The following is a 25,444-nucleotide window of genomic DNA, read 5'->3' on the forward strand; positions in this document are numbered from 1 at the left end:
GGGTGGACCTTCCGAGCCCGCTTTGGCAAGATGCCCGCCCGCACCTCGCCGGAGATGTTCATTCCGGCCTCCTCCGAACCTCACCGGGACGTCGCGGAGACGTCATGGGGTCCGCACTCTGACCGAATGCCGCCGGTCGCCCCGCACCGCGTCCCCCACCGCGCGTTGTGTGGGCGTCGTGAGGAAGTCGTGGGGGGTGACCTGCGTCGTCGTGCACACTGAACCCCATGCGCATCGAGCTCAACACTGCCCCCGGCGTCGCCTCGCGGCCCAACGAGGACTGGACGAGCGTGGCCCTGCCCGCCGGTGGCGACGGTGGGACGCTCGTCGTCCTGGACGGTGTGACACCACCGGCCGGGGACGACGGTTGTGTGCACGGTGTGCCGTGGTTCACCGCGCGGCTGGGCGGGGCACTCGTGGAACTGTCCGGTTCACGACGCGACCTGTCCCTGACGGAGATCCTTTCCCTGTCGATCCGCCGCGCCGCGGCCGCTCACCAGGGCACCTGTGAACTTTCTCACGTGCGGACACCGCAGGCCACGGTGGTTCTGGCGCGCTGGGACGCCGACGTGGTCGAACACCTGGTGCTGTCCGACTCGACCCTTCTGATGGAGTCCCCGGACGGCGCGGTGCGGGCGGTCCTGGACGACCGGCTGGCCCGTGTCCCGCGTGCCCTGTTGCGCTCGGTGACCTCGGCGGACGCGTTGCGGAACGCGGAGAACGGCTTCTTCACGGCCGCGGCGGACCCGGCGGTCGCGGAGCGCGCTGTCACGGGCCGCACCCCGGCCTCCGAGGTACGCGCTCTGCTGGCCCTGACGGACGGCGCGGCGCGCTGGGTGGAGGTCTTCCGGGAGGGCGGCTGGGCGGACTGCCTGGCGCTGGTCCGCAAGAACGGCGCGCAGGAGCTGATCGACCGGGTGCGGGCGGCGGAGTCGGCGGACCCGGAGGGCCGGGTGTTCCGGCGGGGGAAGACGAGCGACGACGCGACGGTGGCGTACGTGGAGCTGTGAGGGCCCGGCCGCGGCGCGGGGCGCGCGGGAGCGCGGGAAGCGCGCCGGGCTCGATGGCCCGCGCGGCCCTGGAGCGGCGCGGGGACGCTCGGGAGGCGCGCGTCTCGCGCCGGGGGACGACGCACCGCCGAGTCCGAGGCCGACACCGACGCCCCGCCGGGGGCCGGCACACCGCCCGGCATCCGGCACCGGCCGGCACCCGGCCGCCGGCCCGACGCCTGTCCGTCAGCTCTCCGCGCTGGCGTTCAGCTGGTGGAGGAGCCGGGCCAGTTCCGCGATCTCCGCGCGGTCCCAGTCGGCCAGCTTCTGTACGTACCGCGCGCGCCGTGCGTCCCGGACGCGCCGGAAGCGGACGCGGCCCTCGTCGGTGATCCGGAGCAGGGAGGCGCGGCCGTCCGCCGGGTCGGGTTCCCGGGTGACCAGGCCCAGCTCCTCCAGCGCCCGGAGCTGGCGGCTCATCGTGGCCTTGCCGACACCGAAGTACCCGGCGAGCTCGGTGGCCCGCTGATGGCCCGTCTCCTCCAGCCGGACGAGCAGTCCGTACGCGGCGGGCTCGAGGTCCGGGTGGACCTCCCGCGCCATCTCTCCCGAGTTGGCGCGGGCGCGTCGCAGAAACACCGCCAGTTCCCGCTCCAACGCGAGGAATTCGCGGTGCACACCATTCCCCGAGCCGGAATTCGGTCCCTTCCCCATACCACTTCCGTGCACGTCAGCACCCATCGCGCGCTTTTCCACCCCTTGAAAGTTTCTTTTGCGCCACGGCCGTTGCCGCAGCTCTGCCAGTATTTCGCAGGTTTATACCAACGGCGGCAGCGTGGCAGGCTTCCGTCACACCGGTCTACGTGCGTAGCGTCAGCGCTGGCATGTTCATTCCACCGCATGCCGCACCGTCAGAGAATGCCCCCCACCGAGGTCTTCGGAGGCACGCAATGCCCGTGCACAGATCCGGAACGACAGGCCGCCGCTCCCTGACCGCCGCGGCCGGCGCTCTCCTCGCGACTCTCGCGCTCCTCCTCACACTGCCGGGCGCGGCGCACGCCGCCCCCACCGACCCGCCGGCGGACCCGCCCACCGCCACCCACTCCCCGACCCCCTCCCCCACCGCCGACCCCACTCCCCCCGGCACTCCGGCCGCCACGTCCGGCCCCACACCCACCGCCACCCCCACTCCCGCCGCCCCTTCCGCCGCCTCTTCCCCTTCCGGCTCCGTTCCCACCCGGGGCTCGGCCTACATGGGCATGGGCGTGATCGAGCACGACGGCCAGGGCGACGCACCGCGCGACGACCGCGTGGCCCAGACGGAAGGCGTGGACGTCTCCAGCCACCAGGGGAACGTCGACTGGGCCGCCCTGTGGAACAGCGGGGTGAAGTGGGCCTATGTGAAGGCCAGCGAGGGGAACTACTACAAGAACCCGTACTTCGCGCAGCAGTACAACGGCTCGTACAACATCGGCATGATCCGGGGCGCGTACCACTTCGGCACCCCCAACGACTCCAGTGGCGCGAACCAGGCCAACTACTTCGTGGACAACGGCGGCGGCTGGTCGCGCGACGGCAAGACGCTGCCGGGCGTGCTGGACATCGAGTGGAACCCGTACGGCGCGCAGTGCTACGGCAAGTCGCAGAGCGAGATGGTCGCGTGGATCCGCGACTTCCTGAACACGTACAAGTCCCGGACCGGCCGGGACGCCGTCATCTACACGGCGACGAGCTGGTGGAAGGACTGCACGGGCAACTACGCGGGCTTCGCGAGCACGAACCCGCTGTGGATCGCGCGCTACAACACGACGGTCGGCGAACTGCCCGCGGGCTGGGGCTTCCACACGATCTGGCAGTACACGTCCACCGGCCCGATCGTCGGCGACCACAACAGGTTCAACGGAGCCTACGACCGCGTCCAGGCCCTGGCCAACGGCTGATCCCCCTCCCCCCGGCCGGCCCCGCCTGGCGCCGGGCCGCCACCCCACGCACGGCCCCGACCGGCACGCCGCCGCCCCGGTCGGGGCCGTTACCGTCTGCCCGGCCGGCCACTCCGGCCGTACGGTGTGAGACGGCGTCGGCCGACGCGGCCGGCGGAGCAGCGGCAGGAGGACGTCATGAGCTCCGGTGAGTGGGTCAGCACATCGATGCCCTATCTGGCGCCGCGCGGCGCGGGCGAGCCCGACGCCTGGAGCGCGGAGCTGGCCGCACAGAGGCGGCGGGGAAGCCAGCGGATCGTCCACGCCGGGGAGGTCGCGGCACCGCTGGAGGTGGCGGGTCTGCTCGGCGTGGCCGAGGGCGAGGTCGTGGTAGTCCGCCGCCGGGTGATGTACGTGGAGGACCGGCCGAGCGAGCTGACCGACACGTACTATCCGGCGGCGATCGCCCGTGGCACCCGCCTCGCCGGGACCGCGAAGATCCCGGGTGGGGCCGTCGCCCTGCTCGCCGGGCTGGGTCACGTCGGCGTACGCGTACGGGAGGACGTCACCGCGCGGATGCCCGACGCGGCCGAGCGCGAGACCCTGCTCACCGCGCCGGACGAACCCGTACTGCGGCTGGCCCGGGTCACCTTCGACGGCGCGGACCGGCCGATCCAGGCCGACCTGATGACCATGCCCGCCCACGCCCAGCGGCTGCGTTACGAACTCAGGATCGAGTGAGCGCGCGGAACGGCTCCCCCGGACCGGTGGTTCCGGGCGGAGCCGCTCGACGGGCTGGGTGGCCCACTCGCCACCGTGGCCCCGGGGCGACGGGCCGCCGAAGCGACGGGCCGGCTCGGGCCGACGGGTCCCCACCGGGGGCGGGGGCGGCCGGACCGCCCCCCGCCCCGGGCCGTCAGGCCGCCGCCGGGACCAGGGACTCCGCCGGGGAGAGCGCGATCTCCAGGACCTGGCGGACGTCCGTGACCGGGTGGATCTCCAGCGTGTCCAGGATCTCGGCGGGGACGTCGTCCAGGTCGGGCTCGTTGCGCTTCGGGATCACGACCGTCGTGGTGCCCGCCCGGTGGGCGGCCAGGAGCTTCTGCTTCAGGCCGCCGATGGGCAGCACCCGGCCCGTCAGCGAGACCTCGCCGGTCATGGCCACGTCCGTACGGACCAGCCGGCCGCTCAGCAGCGAGGCCAGGGCCGTCGTCATCGTGATGCCCGCGCTCGGGCCGTCCTTGGGCACCGCGCCCGCCGGGAAGTGGATGTGCACCCCGCGGTCCTTGAGGTCGGCCACGGGCAGCTCCAGTTCCGCGCCGTGCGAGCGGAGGAAGGACAGCGCGATCTGCGCGGACTCCTTCATCACGTCGCCGAGCTGGCCGGTCAGGGTCAGGCCCGAGCCGCCCGTCTCCGGGTCGGCCAGGGACGCCTCGACGAACAGGACGTCGCCGCCCGCGCCCGTGACCGCGAGGCCCGTCGCGACGCCCGGCACGGCCGTGCGGCGCTCGGCCGGGTCCTGGGCGGACTCCGGCACGTGGTGCGGCCGGCCGATCAGCGCCCGCAGGTGCTCCGGGCCGAGCGCGGCCGGCAGCTCGCGGTCGCCCAGTTCGTGCTCGGCCGCGACCTTGCGCAGCAGCCGCGCTATCGAGCGCTCCAGGTTCCGCACGCCCGCCTCGCGGGTGTACTCGCCCGCGAGCTTGCGCAGCGCCGCGTCGTCCAGGGTGACCTCGCCGGTCTCCAGGCCCGCCCGCTCCAGCTGCCGGGGCAGCAGGTGGTCCCGGGCGATGACGACCTTCTCGTCCTCGGTGTAGCCGTCGAGCGTGACCAGTTCCATCCGGTCGAGCAGCGCCTCGGGGATCGCCTCCAGGACGTTCGCCGTGGCGAGGAAGACCACGTCGGAGAGGTCCAGCTCGACCTCCAGGTAGTGGTCGCGGAACGTGTGGTTCTGCGCCGGGTCCAGGACCTCGAGCAGCGCCGCGGCCGGGTCGCCGCGGAAGTCGGAGCCCACCTTGTCGATCTCGTCCAGCAGGACGACCGGGTTCATCGAACCGGCCTCCTTGATCGCCCGGACGATACGGCCCGGCAGCGCGCCGACGTACGTACGCCGGTGGCCGCGGATCTCCGCCTCGTCCCGTACGCCGCCGAGGGCGACCCGGACGAACTTCCGGCCCATCGCGTGCGCGACGCTCTCGCCCAGCGAGGTCTTCCCGACGCCGGGCGGGCCCACCAGCGCCAGCACGGCGCCGCCGCGCCGGCCGCCGACCACGCCGAGACCGCGGTCCGCGCGCCGCTTGCGCACGGCCAGGTACTCGGTGATGCGCTCCTTCACGTCCTGGAGGCCCGCGTGCTCGGCGTCGAGGACCGCCTGGGCGCCCCGGATGTCGTACGCGCCGGTGTCATCGGTCCGCTCGTTCCAGGGCAGCTCGAGCACGGTGTCCAGCCAGGTCCTGATCCAGGAGCCCTCCGGGCTCTGGTCGGAGGCGCGCTCCAGCTTGTCGACCTCCTTGAGCGCGGCCTCCCGCACCTTCTCCGGCAGGTCGGCGGCCTCGACCCGGCTCCGGTAGTCCGTGGCCTCGTCCTCGTCCCCCTCGCCGCTCAGCTCGCGCAGCTCCTTGCGCACGGCGTCGAGCTGGCGCCGCAGCAGGAACTCGCGCTGCTGCTTGTCGACGCCCTCCTGGACGTCCTTGGCGATGGACTCGGCGACGTCCTGCTCGGCGAGGTGCTCACGCAGCTGCTGGGTGGCGAGCTTCAGCCGGGCCACCGGGTCGGCGGTCTCCAGCAGCTCCAGCTTCTGGGCGGTGGACAGGAAAGGCGAGTAGCCGGCGTTGTCGGCGAGCGCGGCCACGTCGTCGATCTGCTGGACGCGGTCGACGACCTGCCACGCACCGCGCCTCTTCAGCCAGTCGGTGGCGAGCGCCTTGTACTCCTTGACCAGCGCGGTCACCGCGCCGGGCAGCGGGTCCGGCACGACCTCGGCCACGCTCAGGCCCTCGATCCACAGGGCCGCGCCGGGCCCGCTCGTACCGGCCCCGACCCGCACCCGGCCGCGGCCCCGGATCAGCGCGCCGGGATCGCCGTCGGAGAGCCGGCCGACCTGTTCGACGGTCCCGAGCACGCCGGTCCCGGCGTACGTCCCGTCGACGCGGGGCACGAGCAGCACGGTCGGCTTGCCCGCGCCCGCGTCCCCGGCGCCGCCCCCGGACCCGTCCCGCGCGGCGGCCTGCGCGGCCTCGACGGCGGCGCGCACCTCGGCGTCGGACAGGTCCAGCGGCACGACCATGCCGGGCAGCACGACCTCGTCGTCGAGCGGCAGCACGGGAAGCGTGAGCGGTGTGGAGGTGGCAGCCATGATCTCCCCTTCGGCAGTCAAATTGAGCTATGCCGACTCAATGCTCCTGAGCCCGAGGATGTTCCCCGGACGGTGTTCGCTCTGAGCGATGCCCAGCGCCCGTACGGTGCGCCCGAACGACCGGGCCCCGCACCCCGCGCGCACGGCCCGCCACGCACGGAACAGCGCGGAACCGCGCGGAACGGAGTGGCACCGGCTCGTCCCGGCCGGTCAGGATGGCCCGGTCAGCCGCCACCGGACGAGAGGCCCCGATGTCCCCGCTGCCCGACCCCACCGCCCGCGCCCGCGACCGCGCCGACGGCCCCGGTCACGCCGCTTCCGGCACACCCGGCACACCCGGCGCCCTCACCTCCCTCGTCGGCCTGCCCGGAGCAGGGGACGAGCGGCCCGTCACGCTCGACCGGCGGGACGGGCCGTACGGCGAGGTCGTGCTGCGCGAGCGCGGGGAACGGCTGGAAATCATCGCCAACGGTTGCTTCCTGATGGACACCTCCGACGGCCGTTCCGAACGGCTCCTCGTCGACGCCGCCCTGGCCGCGCTCACCACGCCCACCGCCGACGGGCCGCCCGCGCCCGCCGCCGGCCGACGGCCGTCCGTACTGATCGGCGGCCTGGGGGTGGGTTTCTCGCTGGCGCACGCCGCCGCCGACCCCCGCTGGGGGCGGATCGCCGTCGTCGAGCGCGAGGAGGCCGTCATCGACTGGCACCGGAACGGCCCCCTCGCCCGGATCTCCGCCACCGCGCTCGCCGATCCGCGCACCGTGATCCTGCACACGGACCTGGTGGAGTACGTACGGACCGCGACGGACAGTTACGACGCCCTCTGTCTGGACATCGACAACGGGCCGGACTGGACCGTGACGGAAGGCAATGAATCCCTGTATTCCCCCGAGGGGTTGGCGGCCTGTCGAGCGCGCCTCAATCCCGGCGGTGTACTGGCAGTTTGGTCCGCGCGGCCCTCCCCCGTATTTGGTGAAGCATTGCGGAATGCCGGATTCACCGGGGTAAAGCAGGAAGAGGTGCCGGTTGCCCGAGGCGTACCCGACGTCGTCCATCTCGCTGTTCGCACTGCGTAGCCGATACCCTGCCGGTGCCTCTACGCTGCTCCCGACACACGGATCTGCATACTCCATGCGGATCACGGAGCAAGGATCGCGGAACGCGTACCAGGGGCGGGGCCATGGAGCAGACACATACCAGCCACAACGGCGTCGCGGCCACGCCCGGCGCCCAGCGCCGGGTCCTGGTCGTGGAGGACGACACGACGATCGTGGAAGCGATCGCCGCCCGGCTTCGGGCCGAGGGATTCCTCGTGCAGACGGCGGTGGACGGCCCGGCGGCCGTGGACGCCGCCGAGGCGTGGCAGCCGGACCTGATGGTCCTCGACATCATGCTGCCCGGTTTCGACGGGCTGGAGGTGTGCCGCCGGGTGCAGGCGCAGCGCCCGGTGCCGGTGCTGATGCTGACGGCCCGGGACGACGAGACCGACATGCTGGTCGGGCTCGGGGTCGGGGCCGACGACTACATGACCAAGCCGTTCTCCATGCGGGAACTGACGGCGCGGGTGCATGTGCTGCTGCGCCGGGTGGAGCGGGCGGCGCTCGCCGCCGTGACCCCGCGCAGCGGCATCCTGCGCCTGGGCGAACTGGAGGTCGACCACGCGCAGCGCCGGGTACGGGTGCGCGGCGAGGACGTGCACCTGACGCCCACCGAGTTCGACCTGCTGGTCTGCCTGGCGAACACCCCGCGCGCGGTGCTCTCGCGGGAGCAGTTGCTGGCCGAGGTGTGGGACTGGGCGGACGCCTCGGGCACCCGTACGGTCGACAGCCACATCAAGGCGCTCCGCCGGAAGATCGGCGCGGAGCGGATCCGTACGGTGCACGGCGTCGGGTACGCGCTGGAGACGCCCGCCCCGTGACCCCGCCGCTGTACGGCGCCGGCGGCGGGATCGACGGTACGGGAGGCGGCGGCGCGGGCCGCCGGGAAGGGCATCGCGTGGACGAGCGGGGCGGCGTCGGCCGTCGCGAGGAGACCCTCCGGAGCGGCGACCGGCCGCGGCCCGGCTCCGGGGACGGTGACGGTGACGGGGCCGACGGGCACGAGAACGCCCCGGCCCCGCGACGACCGGACGGACCCGCGGAGGACCGCACCGGAGGCGCGGCCGGCGGAAGCGCGGGGGGCCACGCCCGAGACGCGGCCGACGCGAGCGCGGAGGACCGCCTCGCGCGCCTGCCCCGGCCCCGCCCGAAACCGCGCCGCCGCTACGCCGTCCTCCCGGGCACCGGCATCCGGCCCTTCGCCATCAAGATCTCCATCAAGGCCAAGCTCGGCACCCTCGTCGTCGTCTCCGTCTTCATCACCACCGGCCTCCTGCTGGTCGCCGTGCGCACCGAGACCGAGCTGCGCTTCATCACGGTCTTCTCGGTGATCGCCACCCTGCTCATCACCCAGTTCGTGGCGCACGGCCTGACGGCTCCGCTGGACGAGATGAGCACGGTGGCCAAGGGCATCTCGCACGGCGACTACACGCGGCGCGTCAGCGGCGCCGACCGCCGCGACGAGCTGGGCGACCTCGCCGCCACCATCAACCGGATGGCGGACGACCTGGAGGCGGTGGACCGGCACCGCAAGGAGCTGGTCGCCAACGTCTCGCACGAGCTGCGCACGCCCATCGCCGCGCTGCGCGCGGTGCTGGAGAACGTGGTGGACGGGGTGGTCGCGGCCGACCCCGAGATGATGCTGACGGCCCTGCGCCAGACCGAGCGGCTCGGCCGGCTCACGGAGACGCTGCTGGACCTGTCCCGGCTGGACAACGGCGTCGTGCCGCTCAAGGCGAGCCGCTTCGAGGTGTGGCCGTACCTCTCGGGCGTGCTGAAGGAGGCCAATCTGGCGGCCACGCAGCGGCGGCTGAGCTCCGGGTCCGGCCATCACACCCGTACGGACGTCCACCTGCACCTGGACGTCTTCCCGCCCGAGCTGACCGCCCACGCGGACCAGGAGCGGCTGCACCAGGTCGTCGCCAACCTCATCGACAACGCCGTCAAGCACAGCCCCCCGCACGGCCGGGTCACGGTCCGGGCCCGGCGCGGCACCCTGCCCGAGTCGCTGCTGCTGGAGGTCCAGGACGAGGGCCCGGGCATCCCGGAGCAGGAGCGGCACAAGGTTTTCGAGCGGTTCAACCGGGGCACGGTCGCCGCGCCCCACGGGCCGGGCAGCGACGGCGGTACGGGGCTCGGCCTGGCGATCGCCCGCTGGGCGGTCGATCTGCACGGCGGGCGCATAGGAGTGGCCGAATCGGCTCGGGGCTGTCTGATCCGGGTCAGCCTGCCGGGGATCGCGCGGGCGCGGGATTGACGCCGGGTTCGACGCGGCCGGCCCGCGGTTGACGTAGGGTTCGAAGCAGGGAGAAGTGAAGTCGGAGCCATGGCGTCGCGATCTCCGGGTAGGGATCGCGACGAGGACGGGTCGTGTGCCCCGAGGAGCGGGCCATGCGGCCCGCCGCAGCGGAACCAGGCTTGTTTCCCGCCATTTCGTACGGTGAAACCCCTCATCGGATGTGACGTGCGCGACGATGGCCCGCCCGGCCTGCACCTTCCGGCCAGGTAGGCGTAGCCTTGATTCCCGCTGTCCATCACCTTGTGAAGCGGAAGAGGGCGGTTCACGCCGTGTCGTCTCAGTCCCCCAGTAACGCGAGCATCTCCACCGACGAAGACGGGCAAGGGAAGAACCCTGCCGCGGCCTTCGGGGCCAATGAATGGCTCGTGGACGAGATCTACCAGCAGTACCTCCAGGACCCGAACTCCGTCGACCGCGCCTGGTGGGACTTCTTCGCCGACTACAAGCCGGGCACCCCCGGCGCGGCGGACAAGCCCGCGGTCGCGGGGGCCGCGGCGCCCACGCCGCCCACCGCCGCCCGGACCGCTCCGGCCGCCGCGCCGGCGAAGCCCGCGGCGCCGGCCCGGCAGGCTCCCGCCGCGCCCGCCGAGCAGGCGGCCGCCGCCCCGGCACCCGCGAAGGCCGCCGCGCCGGCTCCGGCCGCGGCGAAGGCCAAGGCGCCCGCCGCCGAGGGCACGGCGGCCGAGGCCCCCGCCGGCCCCGAGTACGTGACGCTGCGCGGCCCCTCCGCCGCCGTCGCGAAGAACATGAACGCCTCGCTGGAGCTGCCCACGGCCACGTCCGTGCGCGCCGTCCCGGTGAAGCTGCTCTTCGACAACCGCATCGTCATCAACAACCACCTCAAGCGGGCCCGCGGCGGCAAGATCTCCTTCACGCACCTCATCGGGTACGCGATGGTGCAGGCGCTCAAGGTCATGCCGTCGATGAACTACTCCTACACGGAGAAGGACGGCAAGCCGACCCTGGTCAAGCCGGAGCACGTCAACTTCGGTCTGGCCATCGACCTGGTGAAGCCGAACGGTGACCGCCAGCTGGTCGTCGCGGGCATCAAGAAGGCCGAGACGCTCAACTTCTTCGAGTTCTGGCAGGCGTACGAGGACATCGTCCGCCGCGCCCGGAACAACAAGCTGACGATGGACGACTTCACCGGCGTCACGGTCTCCCTGACCAACCCCGGCGGCCTGGGCACCGTGCACTCCGTGCCGCGGCTGATGCCCGGTCAGTCGGTCATCATGGGCGTCGGTTCGATGGACTACCCCGCCGAGTTCCAGGGCACCTCCCAGGACACCCTGAACAAGCTGGGCATCTCCAAGGTCATGACGCTGACGTCGACCTACGACCACCGTGTCATCCAGGGCGCCGCGTCCGGCGAGTTCCTGCGGGTCGTCAGCCAACTGCTGCTCGGCGAGAACGAGTTCTACGACGAGATCTTCAAGTCGCTGCGGATCCCCTACGAGCCGGTCCGCTGGCTCAAGGACATCGACGCCTCGCACGACGAGGACGTCACCAAGCCCGCCCGGGTCTTCGAGCTGATCCACTCCTACCGGGTGCGCGGCCATGTCATGGCCGACACCGACCCGTTGGAGTACCGCCAGCGCAAGCACCCCGACCTGGACATCACCGAGCACGGGCTCACGCTGTGGGACCTGGAGCGGGAGTTCGCGGTCGGCGGCTTCGCCGGCAAGTCCATGATGAAGCTGCGCGACATCCTCGGCGTGCTGCGCGACTCGTACTGCCGCACCACCGGCATCGAGTTCATGCACATCCAGGACCCGAAGCAGCGCAAGTGGATCCAGGACCGCATCGAGCGCGGCGCGCACGCCAAGCCGGAGCGCGAGGAGCAGCTGCGGATCCTGCGCAGGCTGAACGCGGCCGAGGCGTTCGAAACGTTCCTCCAGACCAAGTACGTCGGTCAGAAGCGGTTCTCGCTGGAGGGCGGCGAGTCCGTCATCCCGCTGCTCGACGCGGTCATCGACGCCGCCGCCGAGTCGCGTCTCGACGAGGTCGTCATCGGCATGGCCCACCGCGGCCGCCTGAACGTCCTCGCCAACATCGTGGGCAAGTCGTACGCCCAGATCTTCCGTGAGTTCGAGGGCAACCTCGACCCGAAGTCGATGCACGGCTCCGGCGACGTGAAGTACCACCTGGGCGCCGAGGGCGTCTTCACCGGCCTGGACGGCGAGCAGATCAAGGTCTCGCTGACCGCCAACCCCTCGCACCTGGAGGCGGTGGACCCGGTCCTGGAGGGCGTGGTCCGCGCCAAGCAGGACATCATCAACAAGGGCGGCACGGACTTCACGGTCCTGCCGCTCGCGCTGCACGGCGACGCGGCCTTCGCCGGCCAGGGCGTCGTCGCCGAGACGCTGAACATGTCGCAGCTGCGCGGCTACCGCACCGGCGGCACGGTCCACGTCGTGATCAACAACCAGGTCGGCTTCACCGCCGCCCCGGAGTCCTCACGGTCGTCCATGTACGCGACCGACGTGGCCCGCATGATCGAGGCGCCGGTCTTCCACGTGAACGGTGACGACCCGGAGGCCGTGGTCCGGGTCGGCCGCCTCGCCTTCGAGTTCCGCCAGGCGTTCAACAAGGACGTCGTGATCGACCTCATCTGCTACCGCCGCCGCGGTCACAACGAGGGCGACAACCCGCAGTTCACCAACCCGCAGATGTACAACCTGATCGACAAGAAGCGCTCGGTGCGCAAGCTGTACACCGAGTCGCTGATCGGCCGTGGCGACATCACGCTGGAAGAGGCGGAGCAGGCGCTCCAGGACTTCCAGGGCCAGCTGGAGAAGGTGTTCGCCGAGGTCCGCGAGGCCACCTCGCAGCCCGCCCCGGCGCACGTCCCGGACGCGCAGGCCGAGTTCCCGGTCGCCGTCACGACCGCCGTCTCCCAGGAGGTCGTCAAGCGGATCGCCGAGTCCCAGGTCAACCTGCCGGACTCGGTCACCGTCCACCCGCGGCTGCTGCCGCAGCTCCAGCGCCGCGCGTCGTCGGTGGACGACGGCTCGATCGACTGGGGCATGGGCGAGACCCTCGCCATCGGCTCGCTGCTGATGGAGGGCACCCCGGTCCGGCTCTCGGGCCAGGACACCCGCCGCGGTACGTTCGGCCAGCGCCACGCGGTCCTGGTCGACCAGGAGAAGGGCGAGGACTACACCCCGCTCCAGTACCTGAGCGAGGACCAGGCCCGCTACAACGTCTACGACTCGCTGCTCAGCGAGTACGCGGCGATGGGCTTCGAGTACGGCTACTCGCTCGCCAGGCCGAACGCGCTGGTGATGTGGGAGGCCCAGTTCGGTGACTTCGTCAACGGCGCGCAGACCGTCGTCGACGAGTTCATCTCCTCGGCCGAGCAGAAGTGGGGCCAGACCTCCGGCGTCACACTGCTCCTGCCGCACGGCTACGAGGGCCAGGGCCCGGACCACTCGTCCGCCCGCCCGGAGCGCTTCCTCCAGATGTGCGCGCAGAACAACATGACGGTCGCCATGCCGACGCTGCCGTCGAACTACTTCCACCTGCTGCGCTGGCAGGTGCACAACCCGCACCACAAGCCGCTCGTCGTCTTCACCCCGAAGTCGATGCTGCGTCTGAAGGCCGCGGCGTCCAAGGCGGAGGAGTTCACCAGCGGCGGCTTCCGCCCGGTGATCGGGGACGCCGACGTGGACCCGGCCGCGGTCCGCAAGGTCGTCTTCTGCTCGGGCAAGGTCTACTACGACCTGGCGGCCGAGCGGGCCAAGCGCGGCGCCACGGACACCGCGATCCTGCGGCTGGAGCGGCTCTACCCGCTGCCGGGCGCGGAGCTCCAGGCGGAGATCGCCAAGTTCCCGAACGCCGAGAAGTACCTGTGGGCCCAGGAGGAGCCGGCGAACCAGGGTGCCTGGCCGTTCATCGCGCTCAACCTGATCGACCACCTGGACCTCGCGGTCGGCGCGGACATCCCGCACGGCGAGCGGCTGCGGCGCATCTCGCGTCCGCACTCGTCCTCGCCTGCGGTCGGCTCGGCCAAGCGCCACCAGGCGGAGCAGCAGCAGCTGGTGAACGAGGTCTTCGAGGCCTGACGCCGGTACGGCTTCGAGGGCCCGGTGCCGCGCACGTTGTGCGCGACACCGGGCCCTCCTCTTTCTTTGGGGGCTCGGTTCGCCTGCGGACGTGCCCGGCCGGGACGTCACGGGTGCCCCGGTGGGCGACGGTCAGATGATCTGGGGCTCGAAGTCCCAGTACGGGCGGTTGCGGGAGCGGGCCGTGACCGTGTGCGTGTGCTGCGGGCCCAGCGTGGCCGCCAGGTCGTCCAGCGCCTCCCGCTCGACCTTCTCCGCCCGCCGGCTCTCCCGCAGCCCCCGCAGGTCCGCCGCGTGGGCGATCCGCGCGGAGAGCGTCAGGGGGTGGGTCCGGCCCAGGGACTCGGTGGCGCGGGTGATGGTGTCGCCGGTGAGCTCGGCGGCGCCCTCCGGGTCGCCCACGAGGTTCCGCAGGGCCGAGGCGTTGACGGCGCAGCCCAGCGTCCAGGGGTGGTCCCGGCCCACGGCCCCGGTCATGTCGCCCAGGGCCTGTTCGATCAGGGCGTGGGCCTGCTCCCGCTCCCCCACGTTGCGCAGGACCAGCGCGTGGTTGGCGCGGGTGCCCGCCACGTACGGGTGGTCCTCGCCCAGCATGCCCAGATAGCCGTGGACCACCCGGTCGCTCATCTCCACGGCCCGGTCGACATCGCCGTGCTCCCGGGCGAAACAGCTCAGGCTCGCCGCGAACATCATGGTCAGCGGGTCGTGCTCGCCGAGGACCCGCTCGCAGCTCTCCAGGATCTGGGTGAACAGCGCGGCGGCCCGGCCGCGCTCGCCCGAGCGGTGGTGGCACAGCGCCAGGTTGTGCTCGGCGCGCAGGGTCTGGGGGTTGTCCCGGCCCAGCACGATCCGGTGCACCCGCACGCTCTGCGACTGGAGGGACTCGGCCTCGCTGTAGCGGCCGAGCAGCCGCAGGTCCGTGGCGTAGTTGAGCTCCGAGAAGAGGGTCCAGCTGTGCCGCGGGCGCAGCAGCTGCCGCCGGGCCTCCAGGGTGCGCCGGTTGAGCTCCAGGGAGTCCTCGTAGCGGCCGAGCAGCCGCAGCGAGATGGCCAGGTTGTTCTGCGCGTTGAGGGTGCGGGAGTCCTGGTCGCCCAGCAGTTCCCGGTAACTGGCCAGGGTCCACTCGGAGATGTCGAACGCCTCCCGGTACCGGCCGAGCCCGCGCAGGTCGGCGGCGAGCCCGCCGGCGGCCCGCAGGTGCTCCAGGTCCTTGGGCCCGCGCTCGGCGCGCAGGTGCTCCACCGCGGCGCGTTCGATGGCTTCCGTGCCGGCGTAGTCGCCGACGGCGCGCATCACGTTGGCGTAGTGGTAGCTCAGGTCCCAGATCCGGGAGTGGGTCTCGCCGAGGATCCGGCGCCACGCCGTCAGGGCGCGCCGGCCGAGCTTGATGCCCGCCTGGTACTCGCCCGACAGGTACATGTACCGCAGGCAGTTCAGGACCAGCGTGTGCATCGCGGGGTCGGTGGACTCCAGCACCTCGGCCCACTTCAGGTGCGGGGTGATCTCCGCGTAGCGGGGCCAGAGCCGGGTGTCGGTGGGGCGCCCCGGGTCCGCCGCGACGAGCGCCCCGCGCACCACCTCGATGAACTCGCGGTGGTCCCGCTCCGGCATGTCCTGGTGCACGATCTGGTGGACCATGCGGTGCATGTAGAGGGTGTCGCCGGCGGCCCCGGCGGCGCCCGTGTCCCCGAGTGTGTCGTGGACCTCGCGCTCGCCGACCCCGGCGGCGCGGACGACGGCGTACTGGCGCAGCTTGTTGATGGCGCGCGCCCAGCGCACCGGGTCGTCCACCAGTCCGCGCAGCTTCTCCGGGAGCCGCTCGGGCGGCAGGTCCCGCACCAGCCGTACGGGGATGGCGCCGGGCGCGAAGAACGTGCACAGCCGGAGCAGGTCGACGGATTCGGGGACGGTCTCGCGGAGTTTGTTCAGGAGTATCGACCAGCCGGTCTGGAAGGCGAGCGGGAAGTCCGCGGAGACCCGGACGACGTCCTGGTCGATGCCGTCCGCGAGCAGGTCGATGTACTCCTCGACCGACATGTCCGAGTCGTTGAGCCAGCCGGCGGTCTGGTCCAGCAGCAGTGGCAGGTCCTCCAGGGCGATCGCGAGCCGGTTCGCCTCGTCGTGGGTCAGGCGCGGGGCGCGGCGGCGTACGAACGCGACGGACTCGTCACGGTCGTACACCCGCACCTCGACCAAGGTGCTGTTGTGCTCGCTCCACTCCGGGTTGCGCGAGGTGATCAGTACGTGGCCGGGTCCGGTGGGCACCAGGTCCCAGATGTCCTCGGGGTCGTCGGCACCGTCGAGGACCAGCAGCCAGCGGGCGTACGGGTCGCCCCTGCGCAGCGCGTCCCGCGCGGCGCGCAGCCGTTCGCCGTACTCGGCGCCGGTGGACAGGCCGAGCGCCGGGGCGAGTTCGGCGAGCCGCTGCCGGCAGGTGACGCGCTTGTCGGCGGAGACCCACCACACGACGTCGTACTCCGCGCCGAAGCGGTACACGTACTCGGCGGCCAGCTGGGTCTTGCCCACGCCCGACATGCCGTGCAGGGTCACCACCCCGGCGCCGCGGCCGGCCTGGAGGAGGGCGTGGTACGCCTCGTCGAGCAGCCGCTCGCGGCCGGTGAAGCGGGTGTTGCGCCGGGGCACACCGCCCCACACGTCGGGCGTGTCGGCCGGGTAGCGGGGCCCGCGGCGCGTGTCCTCGGTGTCGGGGAGCGGCTCGACGGGCAGGCCGAGCCGGGTGAGCACCCGCCGCTCGGCCTCGGCCTCGCCGACCGTGGTGAGGTCGGCGGCGGCGAAGACGGCGGTGGCCGCGGGCAGCGCGGAGGTGGTGACGGTGACGGCGGCGAACCGGCCGGCGTGGGAGGCGACCACGCCGCGCAGGGCCCTGTTCCACTCCTCGTAGCCGCGCGGCCCGAGTTGGAAGTACCAGTCGCTCAGGACGACGAGGATCGGGCCCGGCGCGAGCAGCAGGTCCTGGAAGGACTCCTCCAGCGGGATCTCCACCGGCGGGTCCCAGCGCTGGTAGGAGACCGTGTGTCCGCGCCGCTCCAGCCGGTCACCGATCCAGGCCGCCCAGGCGCGGTTGAAACCGGCGAAGCTGATGGTGACGGTCTGTGGCACGGTCTTGGCAACTGGCTTGCGCTCTGCGGGCATTCGACCGTTCTCCCTGCGTCGTCATACGCCTTTTAACATACCCGTGAGCCCCACGGATCGACCCTCACACGCGCCCGCGTCACGTTCTGTTACGCATCCGTGCCGCGCGGCGCTCCGCTTCCCGCGTGTGTGGTGTCACGCTCCGTGGCGAAGCCCGGTGGGTGCCGGTCGCCATTTTCGCCCATGGGGCGTCAGGAGCCGTTGCGTTGGCACCAGATGGTCCGGGCGGTGCGTACGTAGGCCGCCGCGCGGGCCAGCTGGCCGGGCGGCGGGGGGCTGTCGGCGAGCCGGTGGTAGACCGCGATCATCTCGTTCACCAGCGTCCGGCCCTCGGTGGTGAGCGCGCCGGACCCGGCCAGTACCGGGAGGACGGCGCCGACCTGTTCGCGGCAGCGGGCGTGCTCGGCCCAGGCCGGGTCACGGTGGGCCGGACGGTCTGCGCCGAGCGCGAAGCGCTGCCAGTAGTCTGCCAGCGCGAGGTGGGAGTAGGCGCCTTGGAGCAGCCCGTCGAACGGCCTCGGGTCGGGACGCCAGGGTGCGAAGTGCCGGGGTGTGGCGTCCTCGTGGTGCAGGGGCGTGAGGGCGGCGAGCGCGGCGAGCTTGGCGTGCTGGAGTTCGTGCACGAGGGTGGAGGCGAGGAAGGCGGGGGTCGCGGGCCGGCTGCTGAGCACCGCGCCGAACGCCTCCCGGCGGGTGCCGCTGCAGTGTGCCGGTCCGTCGCCGGTGGGGGACGACCCGGGCGGCGGGGACAGCGGGACGAGACAGCGCAGGAGGGCGGCGGCCTCCTGGGCGCGGTGTGCCCCGCCGATCCGCAGGAGGGGCTCCACGCCGGCCCAGGACCGCTCCCAGGCGGCCAGGGCCTCGTCGTCCAGCCGGGTGGCGGCGGACAGTCCGTGCCGTTCCAGGCCGGTGCCCGCGGTGCGGTGCGGGTCGATGTCGTCCAGCACCACGGGGGTGGCACCGGGCAGCAGGGCGGGCAGGGTGCGGACGGGCTGCCAGCGCCGGTCGCCGGAACACGTCCCGTGCGGGAGCCTTTCGTGGACGAGTACGGAGACGGGGCGGGCGCCGCCCTGGCACAACGTCAGGTCCGTACCGTCGAAGGACAGGTCGACGGGGACCGGGGCACGCGAGCCGGGATCGGTGCGCAGCGCGCCCAGGCCGGGCAGGGCCAGGAGCCCGTCGTGGGCGGCGAGGCGGGTGTGGAAGGGCAGGCGGGCGCGGAGGGCCGCGACCGCCGCGAGCGCGCCGAGGTGGTCGAGGTCGTGGCGCAGGTGCGGTCCGGCGGCCGGTGTGGTGAGGCCGCGCAGACAGCGTTCGGCCCAGGGGCCCGCCAGCGGGTAGAGCAGGACGGTGCGCACGGCGGCCCGGTCGGCGCGTTCGGCGGCCTCCAGCAGCGCCCAGTTCTCCCGCAGCCGCGCGAGCGCGCCGGGCGGCAGCCGGCGCGGGTCCGGGGGGCCGGCCTCCGCCGCGTCGAGCAGGGCGCGCAGCAGGAGGAGACGGCGGGTGTGCTGGTCGCGTACGAGGAGGGCGAGGGCCTCGTCGCCGCCTTGGGTGCGGCCGAGTTCGCGCAGGATCCGCTCGGGGACGGCGTCGGCCGGAGGAACGGGCGCGGCGCTCACCGGGCACCTCCGCCGAGCGCGGTGTCGAGCGCGGCGGCCACATGGCGCACCAGGCGGTCGAGGTCGGCGCAGTAGACGGACGGGTGGCCGAACCCGTGTCCGGCGCGGTAGCGGTGGGCGTAGTGTCCGCCGCCGCAGACGGTCAGCAGCGGGCAGGCCCGGCAGGTGGCGGCGAGCGCCCCGGCCCCGGCCTGCCGGGCGGCTATCCCGGGGTGGCGCAGGGCGTCGTCGAAGGTGTGGTGGAAGACGTCGAGCCCGGTCGCGGCGGCCGTGTCGTAGGCGGACTTCAGCGAGTCCACCTGCTCGATGGAGCCGTCGGTCTCCACCACGACGGCGTTGACCGGGTCGAGTCCGAGGGATTCGGTGGCGCCCGGCAGCCCCAGCAGCAGGGCGACGCACTCCTCGAAGAGCCGGACCCGTACCTCCCTGCGGCCCGCCCGCCACCACCGGTCGAACACGGCGCACAGCCAGTCCCCGTACGGTGTGGCCCGCCCGGCGCCCGGGGCGTGGCGGCCGGGGTCGCCGCCGGGCAGGCCGGGCGGCGGGGCGGTCCAGTTGCCGTGCGGGAGCAGCAGGTCGAGGGCGGGCGGGCGGAGCGCGAGCAGCGACTCGTACAGCTCGACGGGGTCGGTGCGCGGGTCGACGACGGTGAGGATCCCCGCGTACGCCTCCGGGTGGCGCGCGGCGAGCAGCCGGGCGCCGCGCGCGGCGGCGGGCCAGGAGGGGCGGCCGGCGTGGTCGGTGCGCAGGGCGTTGTGGGCGGGCAGGCCGCCGTCGAGGCTGATGCCGACGCGGACGCCGTACCGGGCGAGGACGGCGGCCCGGTGCTCGGTGAGCAGGGTGGCGTTGGTCTGGACGGTCGCGTGGACGGCGCGGCCGGGGCCGACCCGGTCCCGTACGAGCGCGGCGAACCGGCCGAGCCGTTCGGCGCCCACGAGCAGGGGCTCCCCGCCGTGCAGGACGAGGGAGAGCGCGTCGAGCCCGTGTGCGGCGGCGTGTTCGGCGATCCGGTCCGCCGTGCGGTCCAGGACGGCCGGCGAGGCGGTGGCGGGCCGGGTGCGCCAGGTGCGGTCGGGGCCCGCGTAGAGGTAGCAGTAACGGCAGGCGAGGTTGCAGCGGCCGTGCGCCTTGACGATGAACTGCCCGAAGGGGACGGGGGCGGCCCCCGGTACCCGCGGTACGACCGCTGTTCCCGGCGTCCCCGCACCCGGGCCTTGCGCGGGCGGAATCGCCTGTCGAGACACTCGGCACCCCCATGCGCGCACGGTCCGGCCGACGGCGTGTTTCCCGGTCGGGCCGGGGAGGCAAACGCGTGCGGAGGGATGTTGTCCGGTTCGACGGGCGTTCGGGGCCGAACTGGGCTTGATCCTTACGAGCGGCCCGGGGGCGTGCGGGGGCGGGCAGTGGGCGGTACGCGGGGTGGTACGGGCCGGGTCCGTACGCGCGTTGTCACCTGGGTTTTGTGTCCGGTGTCGCGTTGAAGGTCGCGTTCGAGATCGCGTTCGGGGGCGCGTTCGGGACCGCGTTCGGTGGGCTCAGAACGCGTTGTTGAAGCCCCAGAGCATTTCCCTGGGCTGCTCGGCCCGGTCCCGCAACTCCGCCACCACCTCGGCGAGTACGGGGTGGTCCAGTGTGCGCAGTGTCGCCAGGTCCAGCTCCAGCAGGTCGGGCAACGGTCCGGTGTCACCGGCCGGCACCGGCGCGCCGGCCGGGACGCCGGTGCCCTCGGCCGCGTCCGGTGTGTCCGGGGTCCCGGCCCCCTCGCCTACGTCGCCACTCATCGCGTCCCACGCCTCCCCGTCGTGTTCCTGTCAGCTCCGTGCCCGGCCGGTGCCGTCGGACGGCGCCCGGCCCCGTACGTCCCGGTGCCGTTCCGCCGGGCACCGTCCGGCCGTTCAGCGGTCCAGCTCGGCCAGGCGCTTCCTGGTCTCGCTCGCCGCCTCGCCGCCGCCGTCCGGCAGTTTGCCCCATTCCGTACGCGCCGCCCGGTACGCCTCGCGAGCGGCCCGGGGGCGGCCCGCGTCCTCGTACGTCATGCCCCGCCAGTGGTGCGCGGCGGCGCGCAGCGCCACCGCTTCCAGCCGCCGCGCCGGACTCGCCTGACCGCCCTCGTCCGCCTCCACCTGCCGCGCCGCGTCCGCCGCGTCGCGGAACGCCTCACCCGCGTCGTCCAGCCGGGCCGGCCGGTGCAGGGCGCGGGACGCCTCCAGGTGGGCGCGGCCCAGCTCCAGCCAGCAGCGCGCCGCGGTCAGCGGCTCCCGCGCCTCCTGGGCCGCCAGCCCGAACAGGTGCTCGGCCTCGCGCAGGTCGACCCGGTCCCCCGCCAGCCGGTGCCGCGCCATCAGCGCCTGACCGAGCATCAGCAGCCGTCCCGCCAGCCGGACCTGGCCGGGTGGCGTCTCCGTACGGCAGTCGCGCAGCACCCGGACCGCCGAACCGAGGAACGGCTCGCCGTCCGGCGCCGCCACCCGGCGCAGCAGCGTACGGCCCCACTCCTCCAGCAGGTCCGCGTGCGCGCGGGTGTCGCGGGCCGTGCCGCGCGTCGCCTGGGCGAAGAACTCGGCGGCCTCCTCCAACTCCGCCGTGTCGCCCGAGCGTTCGTACCGGGCGAGCCTGACCCGGCCGGCCCTGATCCGCAGCGCGGCGAGCTGCCGGTCGTCCCGTACGGTCGCCAGCGCCTGCGCGACCAGGGTCGCCGCCTCCTCCAGGCCGCCCTCGCCCGAGCGCAGCAGCGCGTCCACGAGGTCCAGCAGGATGCGGGCCTGCGTGCCGACGGTGTGTCCGCCGGCGCCCGGCGCCATCGCCGTGCGCAGCGAACGCGCCGCCTGGCCCGCGTACACCTGGGCCTGTTCCGGATCGCTGGTGGCGCCCGACAGCCGCAGCAGCGTGCGGCCGTGGGCGAGCGGCAGCCCGGCGGGCCGGTTCTCCTGGTCGGGCCAGACGTCGGCGAACGCCTCCAGCATGCCGATCGCCCCCTGGAGCAGCGCGCTGTCCCCGCCGAGGCGCCACTGCGACTCCAGCGCGCGCACCCGCTCCAGCGTCAGCCGCAGCGCCTCGCCGGGGTCGAGGCCGGGCGCCGCGCAGGCGACCGTGTACTCACGGTCCGCGCGGCGCAGCAGCTCCAGGGCACCGCGCCGGTCGCCGTGCCCGCGCCGGTCGTCGGCCGCCGCGTGCAGGACCTTCGCCAGCACCGCCCGTTCCCGTACGGCCCGGGGGTGGGCCGTGGCGCGCTCGGCCGCGCGCCGGGCGTCCAGCAGCAGCTCGCCGCCGCCCTGGACCTCCCACAGCCGCAGCAGGCAGCGGGCGAACTCCGACCACAGCTCCGGGTCGCTGCCGCCGCCCGGCCGCTCGCGCTCGGTGGCACCCCGCAGCAGCTGGACCGCGTCGATCAGGTACTGCACCATGCCGTCCGACTCGAACCGGCGCACGAGGGCGCGGGCGCTGCCCACCGCCTCGTGCGTGGCCGGTCCGGGAAGCCCGCGCGCGCCCCGGTCGCCGTACGGCGCGAACTGCTCCGGCAGCGGCATGAAGCGTTCCAGCACGCGGGCGGCGACCTCGGCGAAGGGGTGCGGGACCCGCGGGCCCCGGGCGCCGTAGCGGCCGAGCGGGCCGTACTCACCGAGCAGCCCGCGCTCGCCGATGCCGTCGGCCTCGCCGTGCGCGCCCTCGTCACCCTCGTCGCCGTCGTCCCCTCCGTCACCGTCGTCGCCGACCGCGACGCCGCCCGCGCCGCCGAACGTCCCGCCGCGCGCCGAGCCGTTCGGGGAGAGCGGGCCGTGGCTCGCGTCGCCCAGCTGCGCCAGCGCCAGGGCGGGGAAGTTGGGCCCGCCCCGGCCGAAGTGCTGCTCTATGTACTCCGAGCAGTGCTTGAGGACCAGCATCGCCTCGTCGCGGCCGAGCGGTCCGAGCAGCGCCTCCTGCACGCCCGGCGCGAACTCGTACCACGGCCCGTCGTCCGTCCCGTCCCCGTCGCCCTTGCTCCGTGTCAGCAACCCGCTGAGCAGCACCTCGGCCAGCTCGGAGGGGCCGGAGTCGGGCAGCATCGTGCGCTGTACGAGCTGCATCACCGGCAGGTACAGCGGCGCCGCCGCGAGGTAGACGGCCAGTCGGCCGGCCACCGGCGAGGCCGCCGAGCGGAACCTGCTCACGAGCTGGAGCGAGGACATCCGCTCGCCCACGCGCGGCGCAGGCGCCGGCGGCTGGTCGGCGCGCACCCAGCCGACCGCGCCGGAGATCCGGCCCGCGCCCGTGCCGGAGAGCAGCCGGGCCCAGGCGCCGAGCGCGCCCTCGACGGGCGGCAGGACGGGGACGGCGAGCGCGCCCGGGTGGTGGGCGGGCGCGCCGGTGCCCTCGCCGGTCACCTTGAGCACCGTCGCGCCGGTGAGCCCCTCGCCGCGCGAGAGCACCCCGTAGGTGACGGGCAGCCGGGTGCGGTTCCACATCCGCTGGGGCAGCGGCTGGAGCACGGCGGTCGGTCCCTGGCGGCCGAGCAGGTGCAGCAGCCGGTGCGCCTGCCCGGTGTGCCAGAGCGGGCCGGCGCAGTCGCTGACGACGACGGTGACCCGGCGTCCGGTGGGGTCGCTGAGCCGGTCGGCGGAGATCAGCGGCGCGGCGGCCGGGTCGGCGCTCCGGCTCACGGCGGGCTCCCCGTCCGGCCCCTCGTGCAGATAGCGCACCTGCATGTCCCGGAAGGCGCCCAATTGGCCGAAAACTTGCTGCAGTTCGTCGAACAGCCGCTCCCAGACCCGCATGGAGGACGAGGCGTCCAGCACGATCTGGAGCACCGCCTCGCCCCGCGCCGCGCCCCGGAAGACCGGGATGATCAGCCCGCCGGCCCGGGCGCTCCGGTCGACCGTCGCCACCTCGTCGAGGCTGCGGCGCAGGGGCGGGGCGGCCGGCCGGTAGCGCTGGACCGGGCGCAGGGCGCGCTGGAGTTCGAGCGGGGCGGGCAGCGCGGGAGCCGCGGGCACGCCGACGGTGACCGGCGCGGGGCCGCCGGCGCGGGTACGAACCGCCTGGTGGCGCGGTACGGGGTGGAGAGCGACCCGGCGGTCCGCGCCCGGGTCCGGTCGCTGCGCTGGCTTGTCCACCGGCTCGGCCTCCTCCGTACGGTCGGGACCGGCGGCCGGTGTGACGGCCGGCCGGCCGGGGCCCCCTCGCTCCGTCCCGGCGCGCGGCGGTGCGCCGGTCTCGTCGCCCCGCTGCTCCGGCCGTCGCCCGCCGCCGGTCCACCGGGCCAGCCAGAGGGCGTCGCAGAGCTGCTCGGCGTCGGGGTCGAGGCCGGCTTCGCGCAGCCGTGCGACGAGCGCGCTCAACAGGGCACTGTCGTACGGTATCGGCTCGCCCGCCGCGGCGCCCGGGTCCGCGCCACCGGATGGCCGAGACGGACCGTATGCCGGGGGCTCGTCCTCCTGGCGAGCGCGCGCGGGGGCCGGGCCGTCCCTCCGTGGATCGCGCGGGCGTGCCAGGTCCGCACGCGGGTCACGCGGGCGTGTCCGGCCCGCCTGTGGGTCGCGCGGGCGGGCCGGGTCCTCCTGGAGGTCGCGCGGGCGTGCGGGGTCCTCCTGTGGGGCGCGCGGGCGTGCGGGGTCCGCTCCCGGCTCCCGCCCGCGTGCCCCGGCGCCCGGCCGGGCGGCCGGTTCGGGAGCGGACCCCTTGGGGGAGGGCCCGCGTCCCGGCTCCGGCGCTTCGCGTCCAGGCTCCGGCGCTTCGTCGTCCGGCCCGTGTCGTGCCGTGACCTCGGGCATCGCGCGTCACCTCGGCCGGTCGAGTCGCTGGATGAGCAGGTCGGCGAGGCGGTCGCGGCCCGCCGGGGCGGCCGCGCCGGTGAGGTAGATGGCGTTCAACAGCTGGTCGGTGGAGATCAGTTCGCTGCGGGAGCGCTCCAGGAAGTGGACGATGAGGTCGTCGCCCGCGCGGGCCGCCTCGTCGCCGAGATGGGCCCGTACGAACGCGGCCAGCCGCTGCCGGTCGGGGCGGCCCAGCTCCAGGTGGATGCAGCGGCGCATCAGGGGCGCGGGGAAGTCGCGCTCTCCGTTGCTGGTCAGAACGACGAAGGGGAAGGCCGTGCACTGCACCCGGCCGCCCCGGATCCGCGCCTTCGTACCGTCGTGCGTGAGCACCTCCGCCACGCCGTCCGGCAGCCGGTCCGCGATCCGTTCCAGCTCCGGAATGGCGAACTCGCCCTCCTCCAGCACGTTCAGCAGGTCGTTCGGCAGATCGATGTCGCTCTTGTCCATCTCGTCGATCAGCAGTACCCGGGGCGCTTGAGAGGGCAGCAGCGCGGTACCGAGCGGGCCGAGCCGGATGTAGCTGCCGATGCCCGTCGACGGGTCCTGCGGCTCGGCGCCGGCCGCTGCACCGTGCGCGGCGATCTGCACGTCCTGGAGGCGGGCTATCGCGTCGTAGTGGTACAGCCCGTCCTGGAGGGTCGACCGGCTGACGATGGGCCAGCGCAGCACCCGGCCCAGCCCCAGTTCGTGCGCGACCGAGTGGGCGAGGGTGCTCTTGCCCGCGCCCGGGCTGCCGGTGACCAGCAGCGGACGCCGCAGGTAGAGCGCGGCGTTGACCATTTCCAGCTCTTCGGCGCCGGGGCGGTGCAGCTCGGCCTCGTGCCGGTAACCGCCCAGCCGCCGGTCGGCGGAGCCGTCCCCGTCGCCGTCACCGCCGCGCACCGAGCCGTCCGGACAGACCTCGCTCCGGTTCGCGAAGTCCCGCCAGGGCGGCGGCGGGGGCAGCTGGGTGATGCCGTCGTGCGGTTCACCGGCGCCTCGGTAGATGAGCCACTCGCCCGGTTCGCTCATAGCGCGTTCCTCGTCTCGTCCGCGGTGATCAGGTACCGGAGGGGCGGGAGATGCGGGGGATACGAAGGATGCGGAAGGTGCCGCAGGTACTGCCGCAGGTACTGCCGCGGGTACGAGGGACCGTGCCGTACGACGCGGCACCGGGCGCG

Annotated in this window: 15 protein-coding genes; 7 read left to right on the forward strand and 8 right to left on the reverse strand. The window is 73.8% G+C overall.

Annotated features, from left to right (window positions below):
• The first annotated feature begins 227 nt into the window (after positions 1-227).
• Positions 228-1,010, forward strand: coding sequence for a protein phosphatase 2C domain-containing protein (locus IG02_RS0128115; protein ID WP_030754037.1), 783 nt, complete (start codon positions 228-230; stop codon positions 1,008-1,010).
• Between the two features lie 225 nt (positions 1,011-1,235).
• Here IG02_RS0128115 and IG02_RS0128120 read toward each other — a convergent pair whose 3' ends face one another.
• Positions 1,236-1,703 (reverse strand): MarR family winged helix-turn-helix transcriptional regulator, encoded by a 468-nt coding sequence (locus tag IG02_RS0128120; protein ID WP_030754038.1) that lies wholly within the window; start codon positions 1,701-1,703, stop codon positions 1,236-1,238.
• A gap of 236 nt (positions 1,704-1,939) precedes the next feature.
• Here IG02_RS0128120 and IG02_RS0128125 point away from each other — a divergent pair, with 236 nt between their 5' ends.
• Complete coding sequence (locus IG02_RS0128125) at positions 1,940-2,929, forward strand: lysozyme (RefSeq protein WP_030754039.1); 990 nt, start codon at positions 1,940-1,942, stop codon at positions 2,927-2,929.
• 177 nt (positions 2,930-3,106) lie between these two features.
• Positions 3,107-3,649, forward strand: coding sequence for a UTRA domain-containing protein (locus tag IG02_RS0128130; RefSeq protein WP_030754048.1), 543 nt, complete (start codon positions 3,107-3,109; stop codon positions 3,647-3,649).
• A gap of 175 nt (positions 3,650-3,824) precedes the next feature.
• Here IG02_RS0128130 and lon read toward each other — a convergent pair whose 3' ends face one another.
• On the reverse strand, positions 3,825-6,260 hold the full coding sequence (gene lon / locus IG02_RS0128135) for an endopeptidase La (RefSeq protein WP_030754051.1): 2,436 nt from the start codon (positions 6,258-6,260) through the stop codon (positions 3,825-3,827).
• 251 nt (positions 6,261-6,511) lie between these two features.
• Here lon and IG02_RS0128140 point away from each other — a divergent pair, with 251 nt between their 5' ends.
• From IG02_RS0128140 to IG02_RS0128155, 4 genes are all read left to right on the forward strand, one after another.
• Positions 6,512-7,336 carry a spermidine synthase gene (locus IG02_RS0128140; protein WP_234314936.1) on the forward strand — a complete coding sequence of 275 codons (825 nt, stop codon included), beginning with the start codon at positions 6,512-6,514 and terminating at the stop codon, positions 7,334-7,336.
• Between the two features lie 104 nt (positions 7,337-7,440).
• Positions 7,441-8,178, forward strand: coding sequence for a response regulator transcription factor (locus IG02_RS0128145; RefSeq protein WP_030754057.1), 738 nt, complete (start codon positions 7,441-7,443; stop codon positions 8,176-8,178).
• 368 nt (positions 8,179-8,546) lie between these two features.
• The gene (locus tag IG02_RS0128150; protein ID WP_030754058.1) at positions 8,547-9,614 is read left to right on the forward strand and encodes a HAMP domain-containing sensor histidine kinase; all 1,068 of its coding nucleotides are present in this window, start codon (positions 8,547-8,549) and stop codon (positions 9,612-9,614) included.
• A gap of 311 nt (positions 9,615-9,925) precedes the next feature.
• A complete protein-coding gene (locus IG02_RS0128155) occupies positions 9,926-13,720 on the forward strand; it encodes a multifunctional oxoglutarate decarboxylase/oxoglutarate dehydrogenase thiamine pyrophosphate-binding subunit/dihydrolipoyllysine-residue succinyltransferase subunit (protein WP_030754060.1) in 3,795 nt (1,264 codons plus the stop codon).
• 132 nt (positions 13,721-13,852) lie between these two features.
• Here IG02_RS0128155 and fxsT read toward each other — a convergent pair whose 3' ends face one another.
• From fxsT to IG02_RS0128185, 6 genes are all read right to left on the reverse strand, one after another.
• Positions 13,853-16,873, reverse strand: coding sequence for an FxSxx-COOH system tetratricopeptide repeat protein (gene fxsT, locus IG02_RS0128160; protein WP_030754062.1), 3,021 nt, complete (start codon positions 16,871-16,873; stop codon positions 13,853-13,855).
• A 191-nt stretch (positions 16,874-17,064) separates the two neighbouring features.
• A complete protein-coding gene (locus IG02_RS0128165) occupies positions 17,065-18,492 on the reverse strand; it encodes an aKG-HExxH-type peptide beta-hydroxylase (protein ID WP_030754064.1) in 1,428 nt (475 codons plus the stop codon).
• A complete protein-coding gene (locus IG02_RS0128170) occupies positions 18,489-19,628 on the reverse strand; it encodes an FxsB family cyclophane-forming radical SAM/SPASM peptide maturase (protein ID WP_037804535.1) in 1,140 nt (379 codons plus the stop codon). Before IG02_RS0128170 ends, IG02_RS0128165 begins: the two co-directional genes overlap by 4 nt.
• A gap of 399 nt (positions 19,629-20,027) precedes the next feature.
• Complete coding sequence (gene fxsA, locus IG02_RS37055) at positions 20,028-20,273, reverse strand: FxSxx-COOH cyclophane-containing RiPP peptide (RefSeq protein ID WP_037804487.1); 246 nt, start codon at positions 20,271-20,273, stop codon at positions 20,028-20,030.
• A 114-nt stretch (positions 20,274-20,387) separates the two neighbouring features.
• Complete coding sequence (locus IG02_RS0128180) at positions 20,388-23,807, reverse strand: SAV_2336 N-terminal domain-related protein (protein ID WP_234314937.1); 3,420 nt, start codon at positions 23,805-23,807, stop codon at positions 20,388-20,390.
• A 438-nt stretch (positions 23,808-24,245) separates the two neighbouring features.
• Positions 24,246-25,295, reverse strand: coding sequence for an AAA family ATPase (locus IG02_RS0128185; RefSeq protein ID WP_030754071.1), 1,050 nt, complete (start codon positions 25,293-25,295; stop codon positions 24,246-24,248).
• Positions 25,296-25,444: the final 149 nt, after the last annotated feature.

The organism is Streptomyces sp. NRRL F-5135 (assembly GCF_000719775.1).
Classification (GTDB): domain Bacteria; phylum Actinomycetota; class Actinomycetes; order Streptomycetales; family Streptomycetaceae; genus Streptomyces; species Streptomyces hebeiensis.

Excerpts from the sequence above, each read along its gene's own strand:
- lon (WP_030754051.1), bottom strand. The coding sequence starts at position 6,260 with ATGGCTGCCACCTCCACACCGCTCACGCTTCCCGTGCTGCCGCTCGAC.
- fxsA (WP_037804487.1), bottom strand. The coding sequence starts at position 20,273 with ATGAGTGGCGACGTAGGCGAGGGGGCCGGGACCCCGGACACACCGGAC.
- IG02_RS0128185 (WP_030754071.1), bottom strand. The coding sequence starts at position 25,295 with ATGAGCGAACCGGGCGAGTGGCTCATCTACCGAGGCGCCGGTGAACCG.
- IG02_RS0128125 (WP_030754039.1), top strand. The coding sequence starts at position 1,940 with ATGCCCGTGCACAGATCCGGAACGACAGGCCGCCGCTCCCTGACCGCC.
- IG02_RS0128145 (WP_030754057.1), top strand. The coding sequence starts at position 7,441 with ATGGAGCAGACACATACCAGCCACAACGGCGTCGCGGCCACGCCCGGC.
- IG02_RS0128115 (WP_030754037.1), top strand. The coding sequence starts at position 228 with ATGCGCATCGAGCTCAACACTGCCCCCGGCGTCGCCTCGCGGCCCAAC.
- fxsT (WP_030754062.1), bottom strand. The coding sequence starts at position 16,873 with ATGCCCGCAGAGCGCAAGCCAGTTGCCAAGACCGTGCCACAGACCGTC.
- IG02_RS0128120 (WP_030754038.1), bottom strand. The coding sequence starts at position 1,703 with ATGGGGAAGGGACCGAATTCCGGCTCGGGGAATGGTGTGCACCGCGAA.
- IG02_RS0128140 (WP_234314936.1), top strand. The coding sequence starts at position 6,512 with ATGTCCCCGCTGCCCGACCCCACCGCCCGCGCCCGCGACCGCGCCGAC.
- IG02_RS0128130 (WP_030754048.1), top strand. The coding sequence starts at position 3,107 with ATGAGCTCCGGTGAGTGGGTCAGCACATCGATGCCCTATCTGGCGCCG.